Source organism: Ferrovibrio sp. MS7 (assembly GCF_038404985.1).
Taxonomy (GTDB): Bacteria; Pseudomonadota; Alphaproteobacteria; order Ferrovibrionales; family Ferrovibrionaceae; genus Ferrovibrio; species Ferrovibrio plantarum.
In genome coordinates, this window is sequence record NZ_JBBKBA010000001.1 from 1,839,164 (window position 1) to 1,861,761 (window position 22,598).

Annotated in this window: 18 protein-coding genes; 8 read left to right on the forward strand and 10 right to left on the reverse strand. The window is 64.6% G+C overall.

Translation table 11 applies throughout. From position 1 onward, the window contains the following. Positions 1–26 precede the first annotated feature (26 nt). A complete protein-coding gene (locus V6B08_RS08805) occupies positions 27–2,525 on the reverse strand; it encodes a patatin-like protein (protein WP_341979761.1) in 2,499 nt (832 codons plus the stop codon). 134 nt (positions 2,526–2,659) lie between these two features. On the opposite strand from V6B08_RS08805, the gene ribA reads away from it, so the two are divergent. Next, complete coding sequence (gene ribA, locus V6B08_RS08810) at positions 2,660–3,775, forward strand: GTP cyclohydrolase II (RefSeq protein ID WP_341979763.1); 1,116 nt, start codon at positions 2,660–2,662, stop codon at positions 3,773–3,775. A gap of 16 nt (positions 3,776–3,791) precedes the next feature. On the opposite strand, the gene V6B08_RS08815 is transcribed toward ribA, so the two are convergent. Further along, positions 3,792–4,448: a DUF1826 domain-containing protein gene (locus V6B08_RS08815; RefSeq protein ID WP_341979765.1), complete on the reverse strand. Its 657-nt coding sequence runs from the start codon at positions 4,446–4,448 to the stop codon at positions 3,792–3,794. Further along, on the reverse strand, positions 4,445–5,674 hold the full coding sequence (zigA, locus tag V6B08_RS08820; RefSeq protein ID WP_341979767.1) for a zinc metallochaperone GTPase ZigA: 1,230 nt from the start codon (positions 5,672–5,674) through the stop codon (positions 4,445–4,447). Before zigA ends, V6B08_RS08815 begins: the two co-directional genes overlap by 4 nt. 191 nt (positions 5,675–5,865) lie before the next feature. Here zigA and V6B08_RS08825 point away from each other — a divergent pair, with 191 nt between their 5' ends. Next, a complete protein-coding gene (locus V6B08_RS08825) occupies positions 5,866–6,948 on the forward strand; it encodes a hypothetical protein (RefSeq protein WP_341979769.1) in 1,083 nt (360 codons plus the stop codon). An 18-nt stretch (positions 6,949–6,966) separates the two neighbouring features. On the opposite strand, the gene V6B08_RS08830 is transcribed toward V6B08_RS08825, so the two are convergent. The 3 genes from V6B08_RS08830 to V6B08_RS08840 form a co-directional block, all read right to left on the reverse strand. After that, positions 6,967–10,104: an efflux RND transporter permease subunit gene (locus tag V6B08_RS08830; RefSeq protein WP_341979771.1), complete on the reverse strand. Its 3,138-nt coding sequence runs from the start codon at positions 10,102–10,104 to the stop codon at positions 6,967–6,969. A 5-nt stretch (positions 10,105–10,109) separates the two neighbouring features. Continuing rightward, positions 10,110–11,249: an efflux RND transporter periplasmic adaptor subunit gene (locus V6B08_RS08835; RefSeq protein WP_341979773.1), complete on the reverse strand. Its 1,140-nt coding sequence runs from the start codon at positions 11,247–11,249 to the stop codon at positions 10,110–10,112. Between the two features lie 112 nt (positions 11,250–11,361). After that, on the reverse strand, positions 11,362–11,697 hold the full coding sequence (locus tag V6B08_RS08840; RefSeq protein WP_341979775.1) for a GIY-YIG nuclease family protein: 336 nt from the start codon (positions 11,695–11,697) through the stop codon (positions 11,362–11,364). 78 nt (positions 11,698–11,775) lie between these two features. Here V6B08_RS08840 and V6B08_RS08845 point away from each other — a divergent pair, with 78 nt between their 5' ends. The 4 genes from V6B08_RS08845 to V6B08_RS08860 all read left to right on the forward strand — a co-directional run bounded on the left by V6B08_RS08845 (position 11,776) and on the right by V6B08_RS08860 (position 15,823). Then, positions 11,776–12,339, forward strand: a complete 564-nt coding sequence (locus V6B08_RS08845; RefSeq protein WP_341979778.1) for a DUF2239 family protein — start codon at positions 11,776–11,778, stop codon at positions 12,337–12,339. After that, a complete protein-coding gene (locus tag V6B08_RS08850) occupies positions 12,336–12,803 on the forward strand; it encodes a DUF488 domain-containing protein (protein ID WP_341979780.1) in 468 nt (155 codons plus the stop codon). The genes V6B08_RS08845 and V6B08_RS08850 overlap by 4 nt, the downstream gene beginning before the upstream one ends. 92 nt (positions 12,804–12,895) lie before the next feature. Continuing rightward, positions 12,896–13,855 (forward strand): TAXI family TRAP transporter solute-binding subunit, encoded by a 960-nt coding sequence (locus V6B08_RS08855; protein WP_341979782.1) that lies wholly within the window; start codon positions 12,896–12,898, stop codon positions 13,853–13,855. Positions 13,856–13,957: 102 nt separating this feature from the next. Beyond that, positions 13,958–15,823, forward strand: a complete 1,866-nt coding sequence (locus V6B08_RS08860) for a TRAP transporter permease (protein ID WP_341979784.1) — start codon at positions 13,958–13,960, stop codon at positions 15,821–15,823. Here V6B08_RS08860 and V6B08_RS08865 read toward each other — a convergent pair. Genes V6B08_RS08865 through V6B08_RS08875 form a run of 3 tightly spaced genes read right to left on the reverse strand, consistent with a single transcriptional unit; the run spans position 15,808 to position 18,690 of the window. Continuing rightward, a complete protein-coding gene (locus V6B08_RS08865) occupies positions 15,808–16,320 on the reverse strand; it encodes a dihydrofolate reductase family protein (RefSeq protein WP_341979785.1) in 513 nt (170 codons plus the stop codon). The genes V6B08_RS08860 and V6B08_RS08865 overlap by 16 nt on opposite strands. Then, a complete protein-coding gene (locus V6B08_RS08870) occupies positions 16,317–17,741 on the reverse strand; it encodes an FAD-binding oxidoreductase (RefSeq protein WP_341979787.1) in 1,425 nt (474 codons plus the stop codon). The genes V6B08_RS08865 and V6B08_RS08870 overlap by 4 nt, the downstream gene beginning before the upstream one ends. A gap of 10 nt (positions 17,742–17,751) precedes the next feature. After that, a complete protein-coding gene (locus tag V6B08_RS08875; protein WP_341979789.1) occupies positions 17,752–18,690 on the reverse strand; it encodes an L-threonylcarbamoyladenylate synthase in 939 nt (312 codons plus the stop codon). A gap of 111 nt (positions 18,691–18,801) precedes the next feature. Between V6B08_RS08875 and V6B08_RS08880 the strand changes: the two genes are divergently transcribed. Continuing rightward, positions 18,802–20,595, forward strand: coding sequence for an acyl-CoA dehydrogenase (locus V6B08_RS08880; RefSeq protein WP_341979791.1), 1,794 nt, complete (start codon positions 18,802–18,804; stop codon positions 20,593–20,595). Positions 20,596–20,598: 3 nt separating this feature from the next. On the opposite strand, the gene V6B08_RS08885 is transcribed toward V6B08_RS08880, so the two are convergent. Beyond that, positions 20,599–21,405 carry a Crp/Fnr family transcriptional regulator gene (locus V6B08_RS08885; RefSeq protein WP_341979793.1) on the reverse strand — a complete coding sequence of 269 codons (807 nt, stop codon included), beginning with the start codon at positions 21,403–21,405 and terminating at the stop codon, positions 20,599–20,601. Positions 21,406–21,491: 86 nt separating this feature from the next. On the opposite strand from V6B08_RS08885, the gene V6B08_RS08890 reads away from it, so the two are divergent. Further along, complete coding sequence (locus V6B08_RS08890) at positions 21,492–22,574, forward strand: MBL fold metallo-hydrolase (RefSeq protein ID WP_341979795.1); 1,083 nt, start codon at positions 21,492–21,494, stop codon at positions 22,572–22,574. The last annotated feature ends 24 nt before the right edge of the window (positions 22,575–22,598 follow it).

Below are 22,598 nucleotides of genomic sequence, written 5' to 3' on the forward strand. Positions count from 1 at the left end.
TTTCAAGTCTTTATTCGGTCAGCTTCTTATCCGGCTTTTCCGGGCTTCGGCTGGCTCAAGCCGGCAGCTTCGCGCAGCGCAGCGATTTCGGCGCGCAGTTCTTCGATCAGCGGGGTGCTATGGCGCAGATACCGGGCCTCGGCGGCCAGGATGATCTCGAAGGCGCGGTATTTCAGGGCGCGGCGGTCGACACGCGGGGCGTCGGTGCCGTCCAGGCCGGAATCGCAGACGATGTCGATCAGTCGCTCCACGCCATGCAGCCGGCCCCAGAGATAGTCGTTCTCGCGGTGCGGCCGGCTGAAGAAGGCACCGAAACGGCCGAAATTGATGCCCTTCAGCGTGTTGGCATCGCGGATGGCGCGGGCATCTTCCGGGCTGATGCGGTCGATGCGGATTTCGTTAAATTCGCCCAGGTCTCGCCAGTTGGTGATGGTGAAGGTCAGCACGTCCCAGAAGGCAAAGCCGATATAGCTTTCCAGGATGTCGCGCCGCGCCACCCGGCTCCAGTCGTCGGGATGCAGTGTGGCAAGCAGGGCATCCAGCCGGTTGGTGGTGGCATTCAGCGCGATGTCGGCATTGAGGCCATCGACGATGGCGTCGATCTCGTGCAGATGCGCGTCGGCGAATTCGGCGGCATCCTGCGCCAGTTTCTCCGGCTCCATTGGCTGGATCGAGCGGCGGAACAACTGCCGGATGCGTGATGCCGTGTCGATCGAGACGAAGCCGCCGGTATCGAAACGCCGCAAGGTTTCAAGTTCGCCGTAGAGCAGCCGTTTGAGCTGGTTGAGCTGCACGGCTTCCAGCCCCTGATGCTCGGGATCGCCGATCTTGGCATAAAAGGTGTTCAGCCGTTGCAGCAGAAAGCGCAGGCGGCGCTGACGGAAGGCGACGTCGAAGGCGAGCAGGAAACGCACCCAGGGCGGCAGTTCGTCGCGATTGCTTGCCAAAGTGGTGCGGGCATAGCTCGGTGCCGTGGCGCAGACCTGGCGCACCGTGGCCCAGCGCGTGATCACTTGTGCGATCCAGGCGGATTCGATGGAGTTCTCGCGCAGTTCGCTGATGCGCTCGATCTGCCGGTTGATGAATTGCTGCACGGCGCCGAGCTTGAGGCGGATATAGCCTTCATAGGCGAAGCCGGCATCCTGCGCGGCGCGCGCGCTCGCAGCCAGCCGCCAGGCGCGGATCTGGTCCTCGTTCAGCGGCCCGTCGCGGCCTTCCGGCGCATGCTCGCTCACCAGGCGGGAAATCTGCGGCTGCGTCGCGTCGATGATGCCGCGCAGATGCCGCACGCGCTCGTTGAAGCGGCTGACCCAGATCAGTTCATCCGAAATCGGCTGGTTGCGCGGGATATCGGAAAGTGCGCCTTTGAGCGTGCGGAAAAAGCCCGGGATGCGGCCAGTGGGCGGCGGCGGTGGCCGGATCGGCGCCGGATCGATATAGACCAGGCGGCGGTCGACCTGGCGGTAGGCCGGGCGACCGCGGATCGCCTTCATCGCCGAGGCGAAGGGTTTGTTGTTCAGCACGCCGCCATCGACGAAGGAAGTCAGCGATGGATCCAGCCCGGCGCCGAGATAGTCGCCGAAATTCTTCCTAAGGAAGGCTTCCTTGCTTTCCCATTGCCGGCCGCGTTCGGCCAGCAGCGCGTCGATTTCGCTCAATTGCGCTGGTGGGAAGGCGCCGGGAAAGGCCGAGGTGGCGCGGCCGGCGAAGGCCAGGGCCGGCGCATCCAGTTTGGTGAAATCGGAAATCTCCTCGCCATCCTGCCAGCGGCGGTACTGGAATTTCAGCATGTGGCGATGCTCGCGGTCGCGCACGAAGGGCGGATCGTGGATCGGGATATGCTGCAGATAGCCATAGAAATCGGTGACGGTGACGAACAGGTCGAGCTGCAGGCCGGCCGGCATCAGCGAGGCGCCGGGCTCGGCGGGATCGCCCATGGCTTCCAGGCCCTGCAGCAGCTTGCGCCCGAGATGCATGCCGTCGAAAGGCGGCTCGAACCAGCGCGAGCGGGTGAACAGCGACACCTTCTCGCGGATCTCCGGATCGGCCAGCAGGCGGCCGAGCCTGGAGCGCGAGGCCAGCCAGAGCAGGGGCCGCATGAACCATTTGCTCCAGGGCGAGGCGCGCTTGGAGCGGTCGAGCAGTTTGCTCACATCGGCCTGCTTCAGCCACAGGTCGCGGAAATGCGACAGCCGCAGGTCATGTGCCAGGGCGCGGGCCAGCATGATGCCGTTCATACCGCCGGCCGAGGCGCCGGCGATCACGTCCACGATCACCCGCAGCTCGATATGCTTGCTCAGTTCCTGGATCAGCTCGAAATAGATCAGCTCGCTATCCGCCGGATGCTTCTCGGCATCCTCGGTATCGGCATAGCTGATGGTCTCGCGGCTGCCCTTGGGCAGGGTGTGGAAGGCCTTGGAAGCGCGCACGAGTTTCAGGATTTCCTTCGACACGCCATGCATGTAGATGGCGAGCGAGACGCCGCCAAAACACACCAGAGCCAGGCGCAGTTCCTTCTCTTGCACCGCGAATCCTCCTTAACTTCCGGCAGTCTGCGCCTCGCCGCCCGGCTTCACAAGGCAGGAATCCGCACGGCTTTCCCCAGGGGAGGACCGGGGAGCGGCTTGCAGGCAGAAGCCTGGGGGCGTAAAGGGTTGCCATGCCTCTCGATGCTGAAACCATCGCCGTCAGCACCGACCGCGCCGCCCATGAATGGCGTCGTGGCCGGGCCGTGCTGCTGCAATCGGCGACGGGCAATTACCTGGCGCTGGCCGCCGAAACCCTGAGCGAGATGGCGCTGGCCCAGGCGCTTGCCCTGGCGGGCGCCGGCGCCGCCGAGGCGGCCCTGGCGCTCACTGCGCAGCGCGCCGCCGTGCTGCATATCCTGCCCAACGGGCATGACACCCTGCTGCTGCCGTTGGCCGAATTGCCGGTGCCAGTCCCTGAACGTGCCAGCCTGATCCGCGACCTCGCCGATGCCAGCCGCGACCTGGCGGCGCCCTTGCGCGGGCCTTATCAGCGATTGCGCGGGGCACCGCCGCCGGCAGCCGCTGCTGCGATCAAGCTGGCCAAGGTGGCCTACCTGCTGCCCGCCGCCGTGCTGATCCCGCTGGGCGAGGCTGTGCTGTCCGATCTTCTGGTGCGGGTGCAGGCCGAAGCCATCACCGCCTATGACCAGGCGGCGGCGGAAAGCCTGAAACCGGTGAGCCAGGCGCGGCTGCCGGTGGCCGATGCCGAGGATGCACGGCTTTATGCCTTCCGTGCCGCTGATGGCGGGCCGGAACATTTCGCCCTGGTGATCGGCCGGCCCGATCCCGGCCAGCCGGTGCTGGCGCGGCTGCATTCGGAATGCTTCACCGGCGACCTGCTTGGCAGCCTGCGCTGCGATTGCGGCGAGCAGTTGCGCGGCGCCGTGCGCACCATCCGCGAGTCCGGCGGCGGTGTCCTGCTCTACATGGCACAGGAAGGCCGTGGCATCGGCCTGGTCAACAAGTTGCGCGCCTACCAGCTCCAGGACGAGGGCTTCGACACCGTGGAGGCCAACCTGCGCATCGGCTATGCCGCTGACGAACGCTGGTTCCTGCCCGCCGCCCGCATGCTCAAGCTGCTCGGCTTTTCCAGCGTGCGGCTGCTGACCAACAACCCCGAGAAGGTGGATGGCCTGTCTGCCGCCGGTATCGAAGTGGCCGAGCGGGTGCCGCACAAATTCCCCGCCAACAGCCATAACGAAGCCTACCTGGCGACCAAGAAGAAGCGCTCAGGGCATTATCTGTAAATAGGCGCCGTATCCATCAGCCGTGCAGATGCCGTCCTGGCTCATCTATGGTCAGCACCAGGCGCTCATGGCCTGGCCGATAGGGTGGCGAGCGATGTACCACGCCGCGGCCATTCCAGGCCGGGTCACGCTCGCCGCGCAGCAATGCGGCCCAGCCGGGCTGCAGGCTCGCCACGGCGTCGGGATCGCGCAGCACGGCGGCATTGTCGCCACGGCCCAAGGCGGACCGGTTGACCTTGTCATCCGGTAGCCATTCGGTGCCAGGACCGGCATAGCTGCATAGCAGCCGCTGCCCCACCATGTCGGTGTGATAGAAGCGGCAGGCATTGCCGCGCACGGGAGCCAGCCCGACATGCAGCCGCGGCGCGCGGCTCTGGCGCCGGAACCAGTCGATCAAGGTGGCGATATCGGCCATCAGCAACTGCAAGCCGGTGCCGGCATTCCGCATTGGCTGTGGCTGCCAGCCTGGGGCGGCAAATGCCTGCAGCGTCGCCTGTTGTGACGGCTCATCGCGACGGACCCAGAATTGCAGGCCATCCTCGGCTTCTGCCGCGAGATGCCGCGCCGCGCTGAACAGACAAGGCGATAAATCACGGCGCCAGATGGCGATGTTGGATTGTGGCCGCCACACTGCGGCAGCCGGCACCATCCTGCGCAACGCCGGCATATTCATGCGGCCTTGGCCTGCCGCCAGGTCGGGAAAGGGTCCCACAGGAATTTCCAGCCGCGAGGCCCCAGTTGCATTTCGGCCGGCGTCAGCAGGCAGGCATCGAAGCCTCGGCGCAAGGCGGCTTCATCCATGCCGGCGCCGATCAGCACGATTTCCTGGCGCCGGTCGCCAAACGGCTCGCGCCACACCTGCTGCATGCCGGCCTGCCAATCCGGATGATCCGGCCAATCCTCGCGCGGCACCTGGGCCCACCAGAGGCCGCCTTTTTCATGCCGGGTCACCGCTCCGGCCTGCGACCAGGTGCCGACAAAGGCCATGCGGCTGGCCAGCCAGAAGAAGCCCTTCGAGCGCCATACATTTGGCCATTCGCTGTTGAGCCAGTGATACAGCCGCTCGGGATGAAACGGGCGATGGGCGCGATAGACGAAGCTGCGGATGCCGTATTCCTCGGTTTCCGGGTTATGTAATCCCAACAGCGCTTGTTGCCAGCCGGGCAGGCGGCCGGCACGTTCGGCATCATAGCGGCGGGTATTCAGCAGGGCCTCGAGCGGTACGCGGCCATGCTCGGCATGGCGTATATCGGCATCGGGATTGAAGCGCCGGATCAGTCCTTCCAGGAAACCAAGCTGTGCCGATGTCACCAAGTCCGCTTTGTTCAGCACGATCACATCGGCGAACTCGATCTGCTCCAGCAGCAGGTCGACCACGGTGCGCTCGTCGCCCTCGCCGGCACTGGCGCCACGCTGATGCAGGAAGTCCGTGGAAGCATAGTCGCGGCTGAAGTTGAAGGCGTCGACCATGGTCACCAGCGTGTCCAGCCGCGCCAGATCACTAAGCGAAAAGCCGGCTTCGTCGCGGAAATCGAATGTTGCAGCCACCGGCATCGGTTCGGCGATGCCGGTGCTTTCGATCAGCAGGTAGTCAAAGCGATTCTCGCCTGCCAGGCGCTTCACTTCTGCCAGCAGGTCGTCGCGCAGGGTGCAGCAGATGCAGCCATTGCTCAGCTCCACCAGCTTTTCCTCGGTGTGGCTGAGGCCGGCGCCGCCATCGCGGATCAAAGCCGCGTCGATATTCACCTCGCTCATATCATTCACGATCACCGCCACCCGTCGGCCCTCGCGGTTCGACAGCACATGATTAAGCAGCGTGGTTTTGCCGGCGCCGAGGAAGCCGGACAGGACGGTGACGGGCAGGCGGGTATCGGCGGCGGGGCTGACGGTGTCTGGCATGGATGGCTCGATCAATTATAGTTATGTTATAATATAACATATTTAATGGGCCGTTAGGCAAGCGCTGCAGTCTCCACCCGGCAGAATCTGCCCGCCGCTCCGCCACATTCGTCTAAAGTATTGAATTATATACATTTTGAAAACTGGCATTGCGCTTGCTTTGGTTAACCGCGAAAGCGAGGGGAAGAGCAATGGTTGCCGCCTTCATAGACAGTTCGGAGAACATGACGCTGGGCGTGTCGCCGTGGCAGAAAGCCACCACGCCGGCGTCGGGTGCTGCCGGGTCGAAGGCGGGTGCAACCAAGGCGCAGAATGCGCTGGATGACTCCCAAGCGGTGGCCGACGGCAAGCAGCATCGCGGCCTGTTCGGGCCGGAAGGCTTCACCTTCTCGTCCTTCCTCGACATCATCAATCCGCTGCAGCATATCCCGGTGGTGAACACCATCTACCGCGCGGTGACAGGCGACACGATCGAGAACGGTCCGCGCCTGATCGGTGGCGCCCTGTTCGGCGGTCCGCTCGGGCTTGCCGCTTCGGTGGTCAACGGCATCATCGACGAGGAAACCGGCAAGGATATCGGCAGTCATGCGCTCGCCGCCATCGGCATCGACGATGGTACCGGACGCGACAGCACCATCGGCCTGGCCCAGAATGGGCCGCCGCCAGAAACAATGGCGGAGACCCAGGCCTGGGTTGGAACAGCAAACGGTCCGTTAGCTGTCAACGCGCCGACCGCCAATGCCCTAGTATCGCAGAATCCGGCGCCGCAGAATGTGGCGCAGTTGCGTGCCCGCGCCTCGGGCGAGCGAGAAGCCGCCACGCGCGATACCGGGCCGCGCACCGTGGCGGAAGCCGCCACCATTCCCTACAGCCCGGTGGTGATGAACAATCTTGCCGCGCCGCTGCCGGCCGATCAGGCCCAGCCGCAGCAGCAGAATCTGCCGTCAGCCCCCGCCAGCCGGGGCGATGATGGCCGCAAATGGTACTCGGTCGATACCCAGCAGGGCGGTGTGGTGACGCGCGGCGTCGGCGCCCAGCCAATCACGTCCAACAACATCACGCAGAAATTCGGCGTCACCAAGGGCACCGCCTATGCCGGCTCGGTGCCGGCGCCGCAACCGCAGCAGCAGGCGCAGCCGGTCAATGCCTCGGCAAACCCCGGCATGCAGACCGTGCCCGCCGATTTCCTCGAACGCGCCAACGCGGCCTACGCGAAATACAACGCCTTGAAGCAGGCTGAGCCGCGCCAGGGCCGCGTCGATCAGACTTACTGATTTCCGGGCTGCCGAAGATTACTCTGCCGGCTGCTTCTCGGCGGCATGGTCATCATCTGGGGCTTTCGGCAGGAAACGCTTCACGAAGCTGCCGAAATCATCCAGATAGCTGTAGATCACCGGCACCACCAGCAAGGTCAGCAGGGTGGAGGAGATCAGGCCGCCAATCACCGCATGCGCCATCGCCGAGCTTTGCTTGGCACCTTCGCCGAGCGCCAGCGCCAGCGGTATCATGCCGAAGATCATTGCCAGGGTGGTCATGATGATCGGGCGCAGGCGGATTTCGCCGGCTTCCTGCAGGGCTTCGGTGCGCGGCTTGCCGGCCGCGCGCGCCTGATTGGCGAAGTCGATCAGCAGGATGGCGTTCTTGGTCACCAGGCCCATCAGCATGATGAAGCCGATCACCGAGAAGATGTTGAAGGTGGAACCCCAGGCATAGAGGCCGATCAGCACGCCGATCAGGGAGAGCGGTAGCGAACTCATGATCGCGAAGGGCTGCAGGAAGCTGGCGAATTGCGAAGCCAGGATCAGGTAGATGAACACCACTGCCAGCAGCAAGGCGGCGGCGGCGAAGCCGGCGCTTTCGTTCATGTCCTTGGAGGAACCACCGAACCAGAAGCGGTAGCCTGGCGGCAGGTGCAGGCCGCTCAGCCGTGCCTGGATGTCGCGGCTGACTTCACCCACCGGGCGGCCCGAGGAAGAGGCGGATAGCAGCACTTCGCGGTTGAGGTCGCGGCGGTTGATCTGGGTCGAGCCGGCAGATGGCGCGATATCCGCCACCTGCGACAGAGCGACCATCTTCGGGCTGCCATCGGCATTGGTCTGGCTGGAGGCGACATAGAGGCGGTCGAGATCGGGCAGGCCGGCGCGGTCGCTGCGCGGCAGGCGCACGAACACGTCGTAATCCTCGTCATCCGGCGCCTTCCAGGTGCCGGCCTCGTCGCCGGCCAGCAAAGGCCGCAAGGTCGCGGCAATCGAGCCGAGGCCGACACCGAGATCGGCGGCCAACTGGCGGTCGATGGTCAGCGCCACGGTCGGCTTGTTCGCCTTCAGGCTCGATTCCAGGTCGACCAGGCCCGGCACGTCGCGGATCAGCGCCATCGCTTCGCGTGAGAGCCGGTCGAGTTCGGCGATATCGCGGCCCTGCAGGCTGATCTGGATGGTCTTGTTCAGGCCGCCGCCGATATTCGGCTGGCCGATATTGATATTGTCGATGCCGGCGATCTGCCACAGGCGCTGACGCATCGGCTGCGCCAGTTCCGCCGGCGTGCGCGTGCGGTCCTTGAGGTCGACGAAGCGCACATAGATGGTGCCGACATTCTTGCGCGCCAGCAGGCCGGCATTGGCGGCGCCATAGCTGTAGCGCACTTCCGGGAATTCCTTCAGCGCATCCTGCACCTGGCGCAGCTTGGCTTCCATATAGTCGAGCGAGGCGCCGGGCTGCACCGTCACTTCCACCAGGATTTCGGAAAGATCGGCATCAGGCACAAACTCCGTGCCGATGCGCTTGGCCAGGCTGAAGCAGCCGATGAAACTGGCCAGCGCGAGCACCAGCACCAGCCAGCGCCAGCGCAGGCTCCAGCCGAGCAGGCGGTGATAGACGCGGCCGAGTTTCTCCATGCCCTTGTCGACCAGGCCAACCAGGCGGCCGATGGGGCCGCGCTTGGCGTTGGGCAGGGAGTCCGGATCATGCCACACGCTCGAGAGCATCGGATCGAGGGTGAAGCTGACGAACAGCGAGATCAGCACCGCCACCACCACGGTGATGCCGAATTGCAGGAAGAAGCGGCCAATAATACCGCCCATGAAGGCGACGGGCAGGAATACCGCGACGATGGAGAAGGTGGTGGCGAGCACGGCGAGGCCGATTTCCTCGGTGCCCTCCAGGGAAGCGCGGCGGTGCGATTTGCCCATCGCCACATGCCGGGTGATGTTCTCGCGCACCACGATGGCGTCGTCGATCAGGATGCCAACCGCCAGCGACAAGGCCATCAGGGTCAGCTTGTTGAGCGTGAAGCCGGCGGCATAGACGGCCGCCAGGGTACCGATCACGGCAATCGGCAGGGTGAGGCCGGTGATGATGGTGCTGCGCCAGGAATTCAGGAACAGGAACACGATGATCACGGTCAGCACGCCGCCCTCGATCAGGGTGCGGCGCACGCTGTCCACGGATACGCGGATGCCGCGCGAGGTGTCCTTGACGAATTCCAGCTTCACATCGGGCGGCAGCGATGGCTCGAGTTCCTTGACCAGTTGGCGCAGGTTGTCGATCACCTGGATGGTGTTGGCGCCCTGCACCTTCAGGAAGTCGATGGCCAGCATACGCTCGCCATTCAGCATCGCCACCGATGTGTCGTCTTCCTCGCCATCCTCCACGGTGGCGATGTCGCGCAAGTAAACCGGCGCGCTGCCGCGCCGCGCCACGATCAGGTCGGCGAATTTCGCCGGATCCTGCACCCGGCCCTCGATCTGCACCACGAATTCCTGCTGCGCCCGGGTCAGCGTGCCCACGGGAAGCTGCTGGTTCTCGGCCCGCAGCACGCTCATCAACTGGTCCATGCCGATGCCCTGGGCCAGCATCTTCTCCGGGTCCGGCATCACGTTGATGCGCCGCTTCACGCCGCCGACGATATAGGCTTGGCCGACGCCGCGCGCGATCTGCAGCCGCTTGATGATCACCTGATCGGTCAGCGTGGTGAGTTCGCGTAACCCACGGCGTTCCGAGCGCACCGCGATGGAGGCGATGGGCTGATTGTCCGGGCTGAAGCGGCTGATTTCGGGATCCTTGATCTCGCGGCGGAATTGCGGCGCCACCAAAGCCACCTTCTCGCGCACATCCTGCACCGCGCGCACCGGGTCTATGGTCAGTTCGAACTCGATCACCACGCTGGAACGGCCTTCCAGCGACCGCGAGGTGAGCGAGCGCATGCCGCTGATGGTGTTCACGGCTTCCTCGATCGGCCGCGTCACTTCGCTTTCCACCGATTCCGGCGTGGCGCCGGGATAGCTGGTATTCACCAGCACGATGGGAAATTCGACTTCCGGGAATTGATCGACGCCGAGGCGCGAATAGGAGAACAGGCCAACCACCAGCAGCGACAGCATCATCATGCTGGCGAAGACCGGGTTGTTGATGCTGACGCGGGTGAGCCACATAGAGGTCAGCGCCCCGCGACGCGGGCAGCCAGGCCGTCGGAGAGTTTCAAGCCCGGCGCCGAGATCACGGTTTCACCGGGCTGCAATCCTTGAGTGATCTGCACCAGGCCCTGCACGGTCTCGGTCAGGCCGACCTCGACCTTGCGCTTCACCACGCGGTTATCGGCCAGCACGAACAGGTGTGTGCCAGCGGCATCGCGGCGCAATGCTTCATAGGGCACCGCCACGGCGTTTGCTGCTTCCGCCAGGATTGCCTCGCCGCTGGCGAACATGCCGCCGCGCAGGGTGAGATCGGGATTGCTTAAGCGGATATAGACCAGGATCGAGCGCGAGCCGGCCTGGGCGGTGGGGTTGATGCGGTCGATGCGGGCGAGGAATTCGCGGTCGGCGAAGCCTTCCACCTTCAGCGCCACGCGCTGGCCGATCTTGAGCCGCGGCACGTCGCGCGCCGGCACCAGGGCTTCCAGCTCCATGGTGGTGAGGTCTGCCAGCACGAACAGCTTGCCATCCACCGGCACGCGTTCGCCCGGATTGGCGCTGCGGTCGGCCACTTGGCCGTCGATGGGCGCATAAATCGCGGCATCGCTCAGCGCCTTGCGCGCCATGGTAAGCTGCTGCTCGATGGCGGCGACATTGGCGCGCGCGGTGTTGTAGGCATTCTCGGCATCGTCCACGGCGGTCTGCGATTTCACGCCGCGCTGATTGAGCTGGATCGCCTTGGTGCGGTTGGTCTCGGCCAGGCTGAGTGAGGAGCGCGCCGAGGCCAGATTGCTCTCGCGCTCGCGCAGGCGGGCGGCAAGGTCGCGGGTATCCAGCTTGGCCAGCAACTGGCCCTTCTTCACCGTCTCGCCGCGCCGCACCGTCACTTCCAGCACCAGGGCGGCGACTTCGGCCCGCACATTGCTCTGTTCCAGCGGCTGCACCGTGCCGGAGAGCCGCACGCTCTGGCGCAGGTCGGCGCGCTTCGCTTCACTGAGATCGGCCGGCGAGAATTCGATGCCCTCGAAACGCGGTGCTGCTGCCGGGGTCTGTGCCGCAGTCGCCACGGCATTGGCGCCCTGTCTGCTTTTCAGCACATAGAGGCCGCCGCCGGCAACGCCCGCCAGCACCACAAGCCACAGGCCGATCTTCACCGCACGCTTCATGTTTCCGCCTTCGGGGGACAAGTCCGATTTTCACCGATAGAGCACTGTATAATCAAACGGCTGAACACCGTCGAATCCTGCTGTGGTTACCCCTGGGTAACTGTGATTTCGATCACAAGACTTCGGCACCCAGCCGCGCGCACCAGGCGCCGCGCTTCTCTTTCAGCAGCCGTTCGCGCACGAAACCGAGCTCCTCTTCCTCCAGCGCTTCCAAGGCTTCGAAGCGGAAGGCGTCCGGCCCATGCGCCGACCAGGCGGCCTGCAGGCTGCCGTGGCGGTGACTGCCGTGTCGCAATGCGAACCAGATGCGGTTCTGGATTTTTGCCAGGTCGGGCGCGCTGCCAACCCAGCATTGGCCATTCGCCAGGCAGGTAATGGCGAAGATGCCGGCCTCGGTCTTGCGTTCCTTGTAGGCGGCGGTGGCCGCTTTCTTCTGCTCGTTATTCATAACTCGCTCCTCATCGGGTTGGCGATATATCACCCGGGTAATATTGACGCAAGAATTTTATCCGGGTAAATAATCCCCATGACCGACCCGATCCTATGTACCGCCTTCGCCGCCGACCGCCTGCTGGCTGCCGGTCCCCTGCCTGATATCGCCCTGGCGGTGAAAGCGGCGCTCGCCGCCGATCCCGTCCTGCCGGTGCTGGTATTCGATGACCGCAATGGCGCGGTGATTGATCTCGACCTGCGCGGCAGCGATGCCGAGATTGTCGCTCGCCTGATCCCTGCCGAGACACGCGGGCGCGGCAGGCCGAAGCTTGGCGTGGTGGCGCGCGAGATCACCCTGTTGCCGCGCCATTGGGATTGGCTCAGCACACAGCCCGGCGGCGCCAGCCAGGCGCTGCGACGGCTGATCGACCAGGCACGCAAAGCGGAAGAGAGCGGAGCAGGCGAGGCGCGGGCGCGGCGCGAAGCCGCCTACCGTTTCATGAGCGCCATGGCGGGCGACCGGCCGGGCTTCGAGGAAGCAGCGCGCGCGCTGTTCGCCGACGACCGTGCCCGCTTCGATGCCGAGAGCCGGGCCTGGCCGCTTGATATCCGCCGCCATGCGCGCAGACTGGCCTGGCAAGAAGAGGGAGCCGCGTGAGCGTCACGGTCTACAGCATCGGCCATTCCAACCGCGATACCGACCATCTGGTCGCGCTGCTGCGCCAGCATGGCATCCAGTTGCTTGCCGATATCCGCTCGCAGCCGGCGTCGCGCTATCTGCCGCATTTCGGCCGCACCGCGTTGCAGCAGAGCCTGCCTGAGGCCGGCATCGCCTATCGCTGGCTTGGTGAAGCCCTGGGCGGCAAGCCGCGCGCGCCCTTGCCGGTTTTTTCGGCAGGCATCGAAACGCTGCTGGAACTGGCGGCGCAACAGCCCGTGGTGATGATGTGCGCCGAGCGCGATCCGGCGCATTGCCATCGTGCGCATCTGGTGACGCCGGCCCTGCTGGCGCGCGGTGCCGCAGTGCAACACATCCATGGCGACGGCCATCTCGAAAGCGATGCCGATTTGCGCCGCCGCATCGCGCCGCCGCTGCCGCGCCAGCCTGATCTGTTCGGATAAAACTCATATATCAGATGGTGATCTTGGCTTGACGCGGCGCGGCGCGCTGCCGCACACTCTCGCCTACAAAAATAAACTCGGAGGAACGCCACATGATTACCCGCCGTCTCGGCGCTTGCGCCGCTATTGGTCTTGCATTTGCCGCCGCTTGTGGTGCCGGCGATGCCAGCGCACAAACCTACAAGCTGATGACCGGCCCGCAGGGTGGCGTCTGGGTGCCGATGGGCGGCACCTTCAAGGCGATGTTCGAAAAGGCGGTTGCCGGCTCGAATATTCAGACCCTGCCCGGCGCCGGTATCGCCAATGTGAAAGGCATCGAGGAAAGCAAGGCCGATTTCGGCTTTGGCAACTCGATCTCCACCGTGGATGCGATCAACGGCAACCCGCCTTTCGACAAGAAGGCAACCAACGTCTGCCAGATCGCCAATCTCTATCCGCAGTATTTCCAGGTCGTCGCTCTTGCCGATGCCAAGATCGGCAAGGTTGAGGACATGAAGGGCAAGGCCATCGCGGTGCAGACCAAGGGCAACACCGCCGAGGCGATTTCCGCCGATATCCTCAAGGCCCATGGTCTCAGCTATGCGGCCATGAGCAAGGTCAATTACATGGCCAGCTACAACGATGCCGCCGCCCTGCTCAAGGATGGCCATGCGCAGATCTTCACCCTCGGCACCACCATTCCGGCGGCGTCGATCATGGATCTGGCCACTGCCCGCGACATCACACTGGTGCCGGTAAACGATGCCAGCGTGGCGGCGATGAAGAAGATCAACGCTGGCTATGTGAAGGGCGTGATTCCGGCCAACACCTATCCGAAGCAGGACAAGGATGTGCCGGTGATTGCCTATTCGGCGCATTTTGTCGCGTCGTGCAAGCTGCCGGCGGATGTCGTTTACACCATCACCAAGGCCATGGCGACCAACCTCGCCGACCTGGTGGCGGTGAACAAGGCGATGGCCAAGGTGACCGTGAAGGATATGGCCGAGGATATCGGCGTGCCGTTCCATCCGGGTGCCGCCAAGTATTACAAGGAAGTCGGCGCGATCAAGTAAGCGTTCATTTCCTAAAGCGTAAACGCCGCCGCGCAAGCGCCCGCAAGAGGCGCGCGCGGCGGCTCGATTTCTGGTCGATTGGTATTGGTCTGAGGGGGAAGTATGACTTTGGGCAGCAACATGATCGCCCGCATCGCGGCGCCGATTGGCATCGCCATGGCGCTGTATCACATGTATGCCATCGCGATAGCACCGCCCGAGGCGCTGATCTATCGCGGCATCCATCTGTCCTTCGCGATCGTGCTGGTTCTGTTGCTGTATCCTTTCGCCGTGCGCCAGGATGGCAGCCGCCGGCTGTTCTGGGTCGACCTGTTGCTGCTCGGTTTCGGCCTGCTTGCCATGGGCCATCTGTTCATCAACTACGATTATTTCATCAACCGCATCATCTATATCGACGATCTCAAGCCGCTTGATGTTGTGGCGTCGATTGCCCTGGTGCTGCTGGTGCTGGATTGCACGCGGCGTGTAATCGGCTGGGCATTGCCGATCACGGCGATGATTTTCATGGGCGAGGCGTTGTTCCTTACCAAGGTTGATCCGCTCACCTTGCTGGATCAGCTCTACATGACCACCGAAGGCATTTTCGGGTCCACCCTGGGCGTCTCGGCATCCTATGTCATGGTCTTCGTGCTGTTCGGCAGCTTCATGGAGCGCACCGGCACCGGGCGGCTGTTCATGGATTTCGCCCTGGCGCTGACCGGCCGGTCTGCCGGTGGTCCCGGCAAGGTGGCGGTGGTTTCGTCGTCGCTCTTCGGCACCATTTCAGGCTCTGCGGTGGCCAATGTGATGGTGGATGGCCCGATCACCATTCCCTTGATGAAGCGTACCGGCTTCAGCAAGGCATTCGCTGCCGGCGTCGAATCCGTCGCCTCTACCGGCGGTCAGATCATGCCGCCGATCATGGGCGCTGCCGCCTTCGTGATGGCGGAATTCCTAGCGGTGCCATATGCCACCGTTGCGCTCTGGGCGCTGGTGCCGTCGCTGCTGTACTATGTTGCCTGCTTCGGCGCGGTGCATTTCGAAGCCAAGCGCCAGGGCCTGCAGGGGCTGCCCGCTGCGGAAGTGCCGGCGCTGGGTCAGGTGCTGCGCGAGCGCGGCCATCTGTTTCTGCCGGTGGCCATCATCCTGGCCGGCATGTTCTCCGGCTATTCGGCGCCGCTCTGTGCCCTGGCTGGTCTGATCGCCTGCTTCCCGGTGGCACTGCTGCGCGCCAATACCCGCCAGGGCCTCACCTGGCATCTGGTACTGGAAGCCCTCGAAGATGGGGCGCGCAACACGCTGGCCGTCGCGCTGGCCTGTGCCTGCGCTGGTATCGTGATCGGTTCGATTACGCTTACCGGTCTCGGCATCACCTTTACCAACATGATCGTTGGCCTGTCGCAGAACAGCCTGATCCTGGCGCTGGTGCTTACAGCCGTGGCCGGCATCATCCTTGGCATGGGCATGCCGACCACGCCGGCCTATATCGTCATGGTGTCGCTGATGGTGCCGGCGATCATGAAGCTCGGCGTCATCGAACCTGCCGCGCATATGTTCGCCTTCTACTTCGCCATTCTTTCGGCGATCACGCCGCCGGTGGCACTCGCGGTCTATGCCGCGGCCTCGCTGGCCAAGGCGAATATCTGGGATGCCGGCTGGGCGGCGGTGCGCATCGGCGCTGCCGGCTTCATTGTGCCATTCATGTTCGTTTACGAACCGGCACTGCTGTTCATCGGTGATTGGCAGACCATTCTGCATGCCACGGTTTCGGCCACGATCGGTTGCCTCACCCTGGCTGCCGGCCTGCATGGCCACCTGATCCGCCATACCCGGCTATGGGAGCGCGCCGCGCTGGTCGCCGGCGCGCTGCTGCTGATCAAGCCCGGTATCTACACCGACATGGCCGGTCTGGCATTGATTGTGGTGGTCTATCTGGCGCAGCGCTCGCGCCCGGTGGATGCCATCGGCACCACTCAGGTGAAGTCGTAGACCAGCTTCACCACGCCGTTGGGATAGGGCGTCGATAGCGCCAGGCGCAGGCGGTTCTGCGGCCCGGTATCGCGCTGGAACAGCGGGATGCCGCCGCCCAGTGTCACCGGAATCAGGAACAGTTCCAGGCGGTCGACGGCGTCGATGCCGAGGAAGCCCTCCAGCAACTGCGTGCCGCCGCAGAGCCATACATCATGGCCCAGGCCGCGCAATTCGTCTGCCAGTTCGCGGAAGCGGGCTGGCCGGGTTTCGACGCCGGCCGGTGCCGAGATCAGCGGTCTGCTGGTCACCACCAGCACGCGCTTGCCCTTGTAGGGCCATTCCGGGAAAAGCAGCACCTGGTCATAGGTGGTACGGCCCATCACGATGGTGCCGATCTCGTTGATGAAGGATTTGTAGCCATAATCCTCGGCATCGAAGGGCTTCAGCCATTCGATGCCGCCATCGGCAGTGGCGATATAGCCATCCAGGCTGGAGGCGATATAGCAGCGGATCATGGGTTCACCACCTTACCCGGATTCAGGATGTTGTCGGGATCGAAGGCGCGCTTGATCTTGCGCATCATCTCGATCTCGATGGGCGATTTGTAATGCACGATTTCGTCGATCTTCATGCGGCCGACGCCATGTTCGGCGGAGATCGAGCCGTTCATGCCGTGTGCGATATCGTGCACGATCTGGTGCACATCGTCCCACAGCGCCATGAATTTCGCTCTCTCCCAGCCCACCGGCTGCGACAGGTTGAAATGCACGTTGCCGTCGCCGATATGGCCGAAAGTTACAACGCGCACGCCCGCGATATGGGCCTCCACCGCCTTGGTCGCCTGCGCGATGAAGTCCGGCATGCGCGATACCGGCACCGAGATGTCGCATTTGATCGAGCCGCCCTCGGGCCGCTGCGAATTCGACAGCAGCTCACGCAGTTTCCAGAAGGCCGCGCGCTGGGTTTCCGATTGCGCGATGGCGGCATCCAGCACCAGGCCGGCCTCGAAGCCATCGCCGAGCACGGCTTCCATGGTGGTGCCGATCGAGCCATCGTCGCTGCCCGAGGAGAATTCCATCAGCACATACCAGTCATAGCGCGCCGCAATCGGGTCGCTGGTGCCGGGATTGTGCTTCAGCGCGAAATCCAGCGGCAGCCGTCCGATCAGCTCGAAGCCGGTCACCTGGCCACCGCTCATCGCCTTGGCCTTGGCCAGCAATTCGATGGCCGCCGAAGGATCACGTATGGCGGTGAAGGCGGTGGCGGTGGCCTTCGGCAGCGGGTGCAGTTTCAGCACGGCGGCGGTGATGATGCCAAGCGTGCCTTCGCCGCCGATGAACAGGTCCTTGAGGTCGTAGCCGGTATTGTCCTTGCGCAGGCCGCGCAGGCCATCCCATACCTGGCCATCGGCCAGCACCACTTCCAGACCCAGCGCCAGTTCGCGCGTGTTGCCATAGCGCAGCACGGCATTGCCGCCGGCATTGGTGGAAAGGTTGCCGCCGATGGTGCAACTGCCTTCCGAGCCGATGGAGAGCGGGAACAGGCGGTCGGCATCGCGCGCCGCCTGCTGCACCTGCGCCAGCACGCAGCCGGCTTCCACGGTGATGGTGTCGTTCAGCGCATCCAGGGCGCGGATCTTGTTCATGCGCTGCAGCGACACGATGATTTCGTCATTGCCCATGAACGGGATGCTGCCGCCGACCAGGCCGGTATTGCCGCCCTGCGGCACCAGCTTGGTGCGGGTTTCGCGCGCCAGCTTCACGATGGCGGCCACTTCCGCCGTGCTGGCCGGGCGCAGCATCAGCGGCGTGATGCCGCTATAGATGTCGCGCGGCTCCACCAGATGCGGTGCCAGGATATCGGGATCGGACACCCAGCCCTTGGGGCCGACGATGTCACGGAAACGGTTCAGAAGTTCAGGTGCAAGCGCGGTCATGACGCGCCGATTATCGCCCGCGCGCCGCGCGCCGTAAACGGTCGAGGATCGCCACGCCCAGGCCTTGTTCCGGCAGGGGCATCACGGCGATGCCGTCCAGATCATCGCGGTCCAGGGCATGCAGGCCGGCATAAAGTTTCTGCGCCGCCTCGGCGAGATCGCCGCTTTCGCTCAACGGATAGTATGCCGCGAAACCGGGCAGGGCAGGGCCGAAGCTTAAGAGCCCCTCGCGGCCCTGGGGGGCGGTTGCATCCAGCCGCACCGGTCGGCCCGGCGCGTAATGCTTCAGCAGCATGCCGGGGCTTTCCAGCTTGCCATGGGTGGGAAGCTTCAGCTTCTGCCCGAGTGCCGCCTCGATGGCCTCGGCGGCAATGCCGCCCGGCCGCAGCAATAATGTGTCCGGCCCGCTGAGGCCGATCACGGTCGATTCCAGCCCCACCGGGCAGGCGCCGCCATCCACCACCGGCATTTCAGCCCCCAGACTGTCCCAGACATGCTGCGCCGTGGTCGGCGAGACATGGCCGGAGCGGTTGGCCGAGGGTGCCGCAACCGGGCGGCCGAGCTGGGCCAGGATGGCATGGGCAACAGGGTGGGCGGGGATGCGGATGGCCAGGCTGGGCAGGCCGGCCGACACGGTTTCGGCCACCGGGCAGCCGGGCTTGCGCGGCAGCACCAAGGTCAGCGGGCCGGGCCAGAAGGCTTGAGCCAGCGCCCGGGCGCGCTCGTCGGTTTCCACTAGATCGTGCAACTGGCTGAAATCCGCCACATGGCTGATCAGCGGGTTGAAGCTGGGCCGGCCCTTGGCGGCGAAAATCTTCGCTACCGCCGCCGGATTGGTGGCATCGGCGGCAAGGCCGTAGACGGTCTCGGTCGGTATCGCCACCACCTCGCCCTGGGCCAGCAGGCGGGCGGCCGCGTCGGGCGTGATGGATGTCGTAGCGTCAGCCATGGCGCGATTGTGTAGCCGCAACCGGCCCGTGTTACCAGTCCTGGGCTTGCTCGCCGCCTCAGTCCATATTATCACCCTGCAAATCAAACAGTCGTTCGAGGAGACCCCGCCATGACCTACACCGCGCCGATCAAGGATATGCGTTTCGTGCTGGAACAGGTGGCGGGCCTGCAGCAATTGAGCGGCTTGCCGGGCCTGGGCAATGCCGAGCCGGAAACCGCGGCGGCGGTGCTGGAGGAGGCGGCGAAATTCGCCACCGGCGTGCTGGCGCCGCTGAACCGCATCGGCGATCAGCAGGGTTCCCGCGTCGAGAACGGCACCGTGCGTACGGCGGATGGTTTCGCCGAGGCCTACAAGCAGTTCGCCGAGGCCGGCTGGAATGGCATGCCCTTTGCCGAGGAAATCGGCGGCGGCGCGATTCCCTGGGCCGTCACCATGGCGGTGCAGGAAATGGTGCAGGCATCGAATCTCTCGTTCTCGCTCTGCCCGCTGCTCACCCAGGGCGCGATTGATGCCATCATCGCCCATGGCACGCCGGAACAGCAGGCGATGTATCTGCCGAAGATGGTGGCCGGTACCTGGACCGGCACCATGAACCTGACCGAGCCGCAGGCCGGCTCCGATGTCGGTGCGCTGAAGTCGAAGGCGGTGCCGAATGGCGATGGCACCTACCGCATCACCGGCACCAAGATTTTCATCACCTATGGCGAACACCAGATGGCCGAGAATATCGTGCATCTGGTGCTGGCCCGCCTGCCGGGTGCGCCGGCCGGTACCAAGGGCATCTCGCTTTTCATCGTGCCGAAATACATCCCGAAGGCCGATGGCAGCTTGGGCCGCCGCAACGACCTGCGCGTCGTCTCGGTGGAACACAAGCTCGGCATCCATGCCAGCCCGACCTGCGTCATGTCCTATGGCGACAATGACGAATGCATCGGCTGGCTGCTGGGCGCAGAGAACCAGGGCATGCGCTGCATGTTCACCATGATGAACAATGCCCGCCTCAGCGTCGGCTGCCAGGGCCTGGCGATTGCCGAGCGCGCCTTCCAGCAGGCGCTTTCCTATGCCGAGGGCCGCAAGCAGGGCCGCCATCCCGGCATGAATGCCGAACAGCATGTGGCGATCATCGAACACGCCGATGTGCGCCGCAACCTGATGCTGATGAAGACCCAGACCGAGGCGTTGCGCGCGCTGATCTACCTCAACGCCGCCAGCATCGATCGCGCGCATCACGACACCGACAAGGACAAGGCCGCTGACGCCAAGGCGCTGGTGGAATTGCTCACGCCGCTGTCGAAGGGCTGGGCCACCGATGTTGGCGTCGAAGTCGCTTCCATCGGCGTGCAGATCCATGGCGGCATGGGTTTCATCGAGGAGACCGGTGCCGCGCAGCATTACCGCGATGCCCGCATCCTGCCGATCTATGAAGGCACCAACGGCATCCAGGCCATCGACCTGGTGACGCGCAAGCTCGGCCTGCAGGGCGGCGACGCCGTAAAGCGGCTGTTCGCAGAAATCGAGGCCACGGTGAAGGCACTTGGTGCCGCCGGCGAGGGCTTCGCTTCCGTGCAGCGCGAATTGTCGCGCGCGCTGGCAGCCCTGGTTAAGGCATCCTTGTGGATGGCCGGCACGCTGGCCAAGGATGCCAATGCGGCGCTTTCGGGCGCCACGCCGTATCACCGCGCTTTCTCGGAAACCGTTGGCGGCTGGCTGCTCGCCAAGCTGGCGCTGGCGGCCAAGGCGGAAATCGCAGCCGGCAGCACCGATCCGTATTTCGCCGCCAAGATTCTCTCTGCGCGCTTCTATGCCGAACAGGTGCTGACGGCGGTGGAAGGCCGCTGCCTCGGCGCCATGGAAGGCGCCAAGGATCTCGCCCAGGTGACGCCGGATCTGCTGCGCGCCTGAAGTCTAGGAGCGCGGCGGGTTTTTCAGCCGCGCCTTGATCACATCGGCCAGCGCGGTGGCTTCCACCGGCTGGTCGACCAGATCATCGACTTCCTTCGGGTTGAAGCTCACCGGCTTGCCATCGGCGCGGCCGATCAGCACGAAGCCGGGGCGCGGCTTCGCCAGTTTCATGGCGATCAGCTTGGCCAGCGCCGGGCCGTCATCCTCGCTGGCGGTCGCCACCGCCACCACGATGGCTGGCTTGGCGCCGCTTTGTAGCGCCGGCCATGCCTTGCTGCCATTGGGATAGAGCGTCAGTTCGCAGCCCGCATCGCGTGCCGCCTTGCTCAGCAGCGCGGCAATCGCCGCCTTGTTGGTGACACCAACCATGGTCGGGCCGCCGCGCGGCCGCTCCGGTTCGTTGAGGCCGGAAAGCTCGACGGCGCTTTCAGCCGCCGCCGCATGCTGCTGGTTGGCGCTGCGCAGCCGCTTGGCATAGGCATTGAGCAGCCCGCGCAGCACCGGATCGGCTTCGCCGACCAGGCGCTGCAGCACGCTGCGGGTGATCACGGCGCAGCGCGCGCCCTTCGGGCCGGCCTGCACATGCGCCGAGCGCGGCTGGCCATCGAGCAGCGCCATTTCGCCGACGATCTGTCCGGCCTCAATATTGCCGAGCGGCAGCGGCTCGCCATCGGCGCCATCGAGGAACACCTCAAGCCGGCCCTCCAGCACCAGAAAAGCCTCGGCAGCCGCTTCCGGCACCGGATCGCCGGCCCGGAAGAGCATTTCGCCCTTGGCGAAATCCTTTATCTGATAAGGGGTTGAGGTCATGCCATTGACGCTAACGTTAACGTCACCCTAGATTATCCATAACAACGTCATAATATTCTCCCGACAGACTGCAAGGAAATCCAACCGTGTCCGAGCTGCAAGAGCGCGAAATCGGCTTGAGCTACCCATTCGCCGGGCATCCGCAAGGCCCGCGCCCCGGCGATGCCGAGGTTTACGAACTGCGTCCCGGCGCGCTGTGGCTGCGCATGCCGATCCCCATTCCCGGCCTAGACTACATCAATCTCTGGCTGTTGCGCGATGGCGAAGGTTGGACCGTGGTGGATACCGGTTTCCGCTCAGCCAAGCTGCAGGCGCTCTGGGAACAGGTGTTCGAGCGCCATCTCGGCGGCCTGCCGATCACCCGCATCATCTGCACCCATTTCCATCCCGACCATATTGGCCTCGCCGGCTGGCTGCATGAACGCTGGCAGGCGCCACTCTGGATGACGCTGGGCGAGTGGAGCTTCGGCCGCATGCTGATGCTCGACAGCCTGCCTGAAGTGCCGGCGGAAGTGATCGACTTCTATCAGCGCATGGGCTTCAGCCCGGAGCAGATGGAGAAGATCAAGGCCAGCGGCTTCGGCAATTTCCGCAAGGCGGTGGGCGAGATCCCGCGCTACTACCACCGCATGGTGGAAGGCGATAGCGTGCGCATCGGCAGCCATGATTGGCGAGTCATCATCGGACGCGGCCATTCGCCGGAACATGCCAGCCTGTATTGCGCCGATCTCAACCTGCTGATTTCCGGCGACCAGGTGCTGCCGCGTATCAGCCCGCATATCGGCGTCTATCCCGGCGAGCCGGATGCCGCGTCGTTGACGCTGTATCTCAAGTCCTTCGACCGCTTCGCCGACCTGCCGGCGGATGTCTGGGTGCTGCCGGCCCATGGCGACGTGTTCGTCGGCCTGCATGCCCGTATCGCCTATCTCAAGCGCCACCACCAGGAACGCCTGGATATCATCATGCAGGCGCTGGACAAGCCGATGACGGCGCTGGATACCCTGCCGCTGCTGTTCAAGCGCGACATCACCGGGCATCTGACGCTGGCTGCCGGCGAGGCGGTGGCGCATCTGCATCACCTGATGGAAGAAGGCCTGATCGAGCGCCGGGTCAACGCCGCTGGGGTCTACGAATACAGCCGCCGCCTGCTGGCCGAGGCGGCACAGTAAAGAACAAAAACCGAGGGGAGGGGC

Coding starts and splice junctions, on each gene's coding strand:
- V6B08_RS08835 (WP_341979773.1), bottom strand. CDS start 11,249: ATGAAGCGTGCGGTGAAGATCGGCCTGTGGCTTGTGGTGCTGGCGGGC.
- V6B08_RS08825 (WP_341979769.1), top strand. CDS start 5,866: ATGGTTGCCGCCTTCATAGACAGTTCGGAGAACATGACGCTGGGCGTG.
- V6B08_RS08860 (WP_341979784.1), top strand. CDS start 13,958: ATGACTTTGGGCAGCAACATGATCGCCCGCATCGCGGCGCCGATTGGC.
- V6B08_RS08885 (WP_341979793.1), bottom strand. CDS start 21,405: ATGACCTCAACCCCTTATCAGATAAAGGATTTCGCCAAGGGCGAAATG.
- V6B08_RS08830 (WP_341979771.1), bottom strand. CDS start 10,104: ATGTGGCTCACCCGCGTCAGCATCAACAACCCGGTCTTCGCCAGCATG.
- ribA (WP_341979763.1), top strand. CDS start 2,660: ATGCCTCTCGATGCTGAAACCATCGCCGTCAGCACCGACCGCGCCGCC.
- V6B08_RS08845 (WP_341979778.1), top strand. CDS start 11,776: ATGACCGACCCGATCCTATGTACCGCCTTCGCCGCCGACCGCCTGCTG.
- zigA (WP_341979767.1), bottom strand. CDS start 5,674: ATGCCAGACACCGTCAGCCCCGCCGCCGATACCCGCCTGCCCGTCACC.
- V6B08_RS08880 (WP_341979791.1), top strand. CDS start 18,802: ATGACCTACACCGCGCCGATCAAGGATATGCGTTTCGTGCTGGAACAG.
- V6B08_RS08815 (WP_341979765.1), bottom strand. CDS start 4,448: ATGAATATGCCGGCGTTGCGCAGGATGGTGCCGGCTGCCGCAGTGTGG.
- V6B08_RS08865 (WP_341979785.1), bottom strand. CDS start 16,320: ATGATCCGCTGCTATATCGCCTCCAGCCTGGATGGCTATATCGCCACT.
- V6B08_RS08875 (WP_341979789.1), bottom strand. CDS start 18,690: ATGGCTGACGCTACGACATCCATCACGCCCGACGCGGCCGCCCGCCTG.
- V6B08_RS08840 (WP_341979775.1), bottom strand. CDS start 11,697: ATGAATAACGAGCAGAAGAAAGCGGCCACCGCCGCCTACAAGGAACGC.
- V6B08_RS08870 (WP_341979787.1), bottom strand. CDS start 17,741: ATGACCGCGCTTGCACCTGAACTTCTGAACCGTTTCCGTGACATCGTC.
- V6B08_RS08855 (WP_341979782.1), top strand. CDS start 12,896: ATGATTACCCGCCGTCTCGGCGCTTGCGCCGCTATTGGTCTTGCATTT.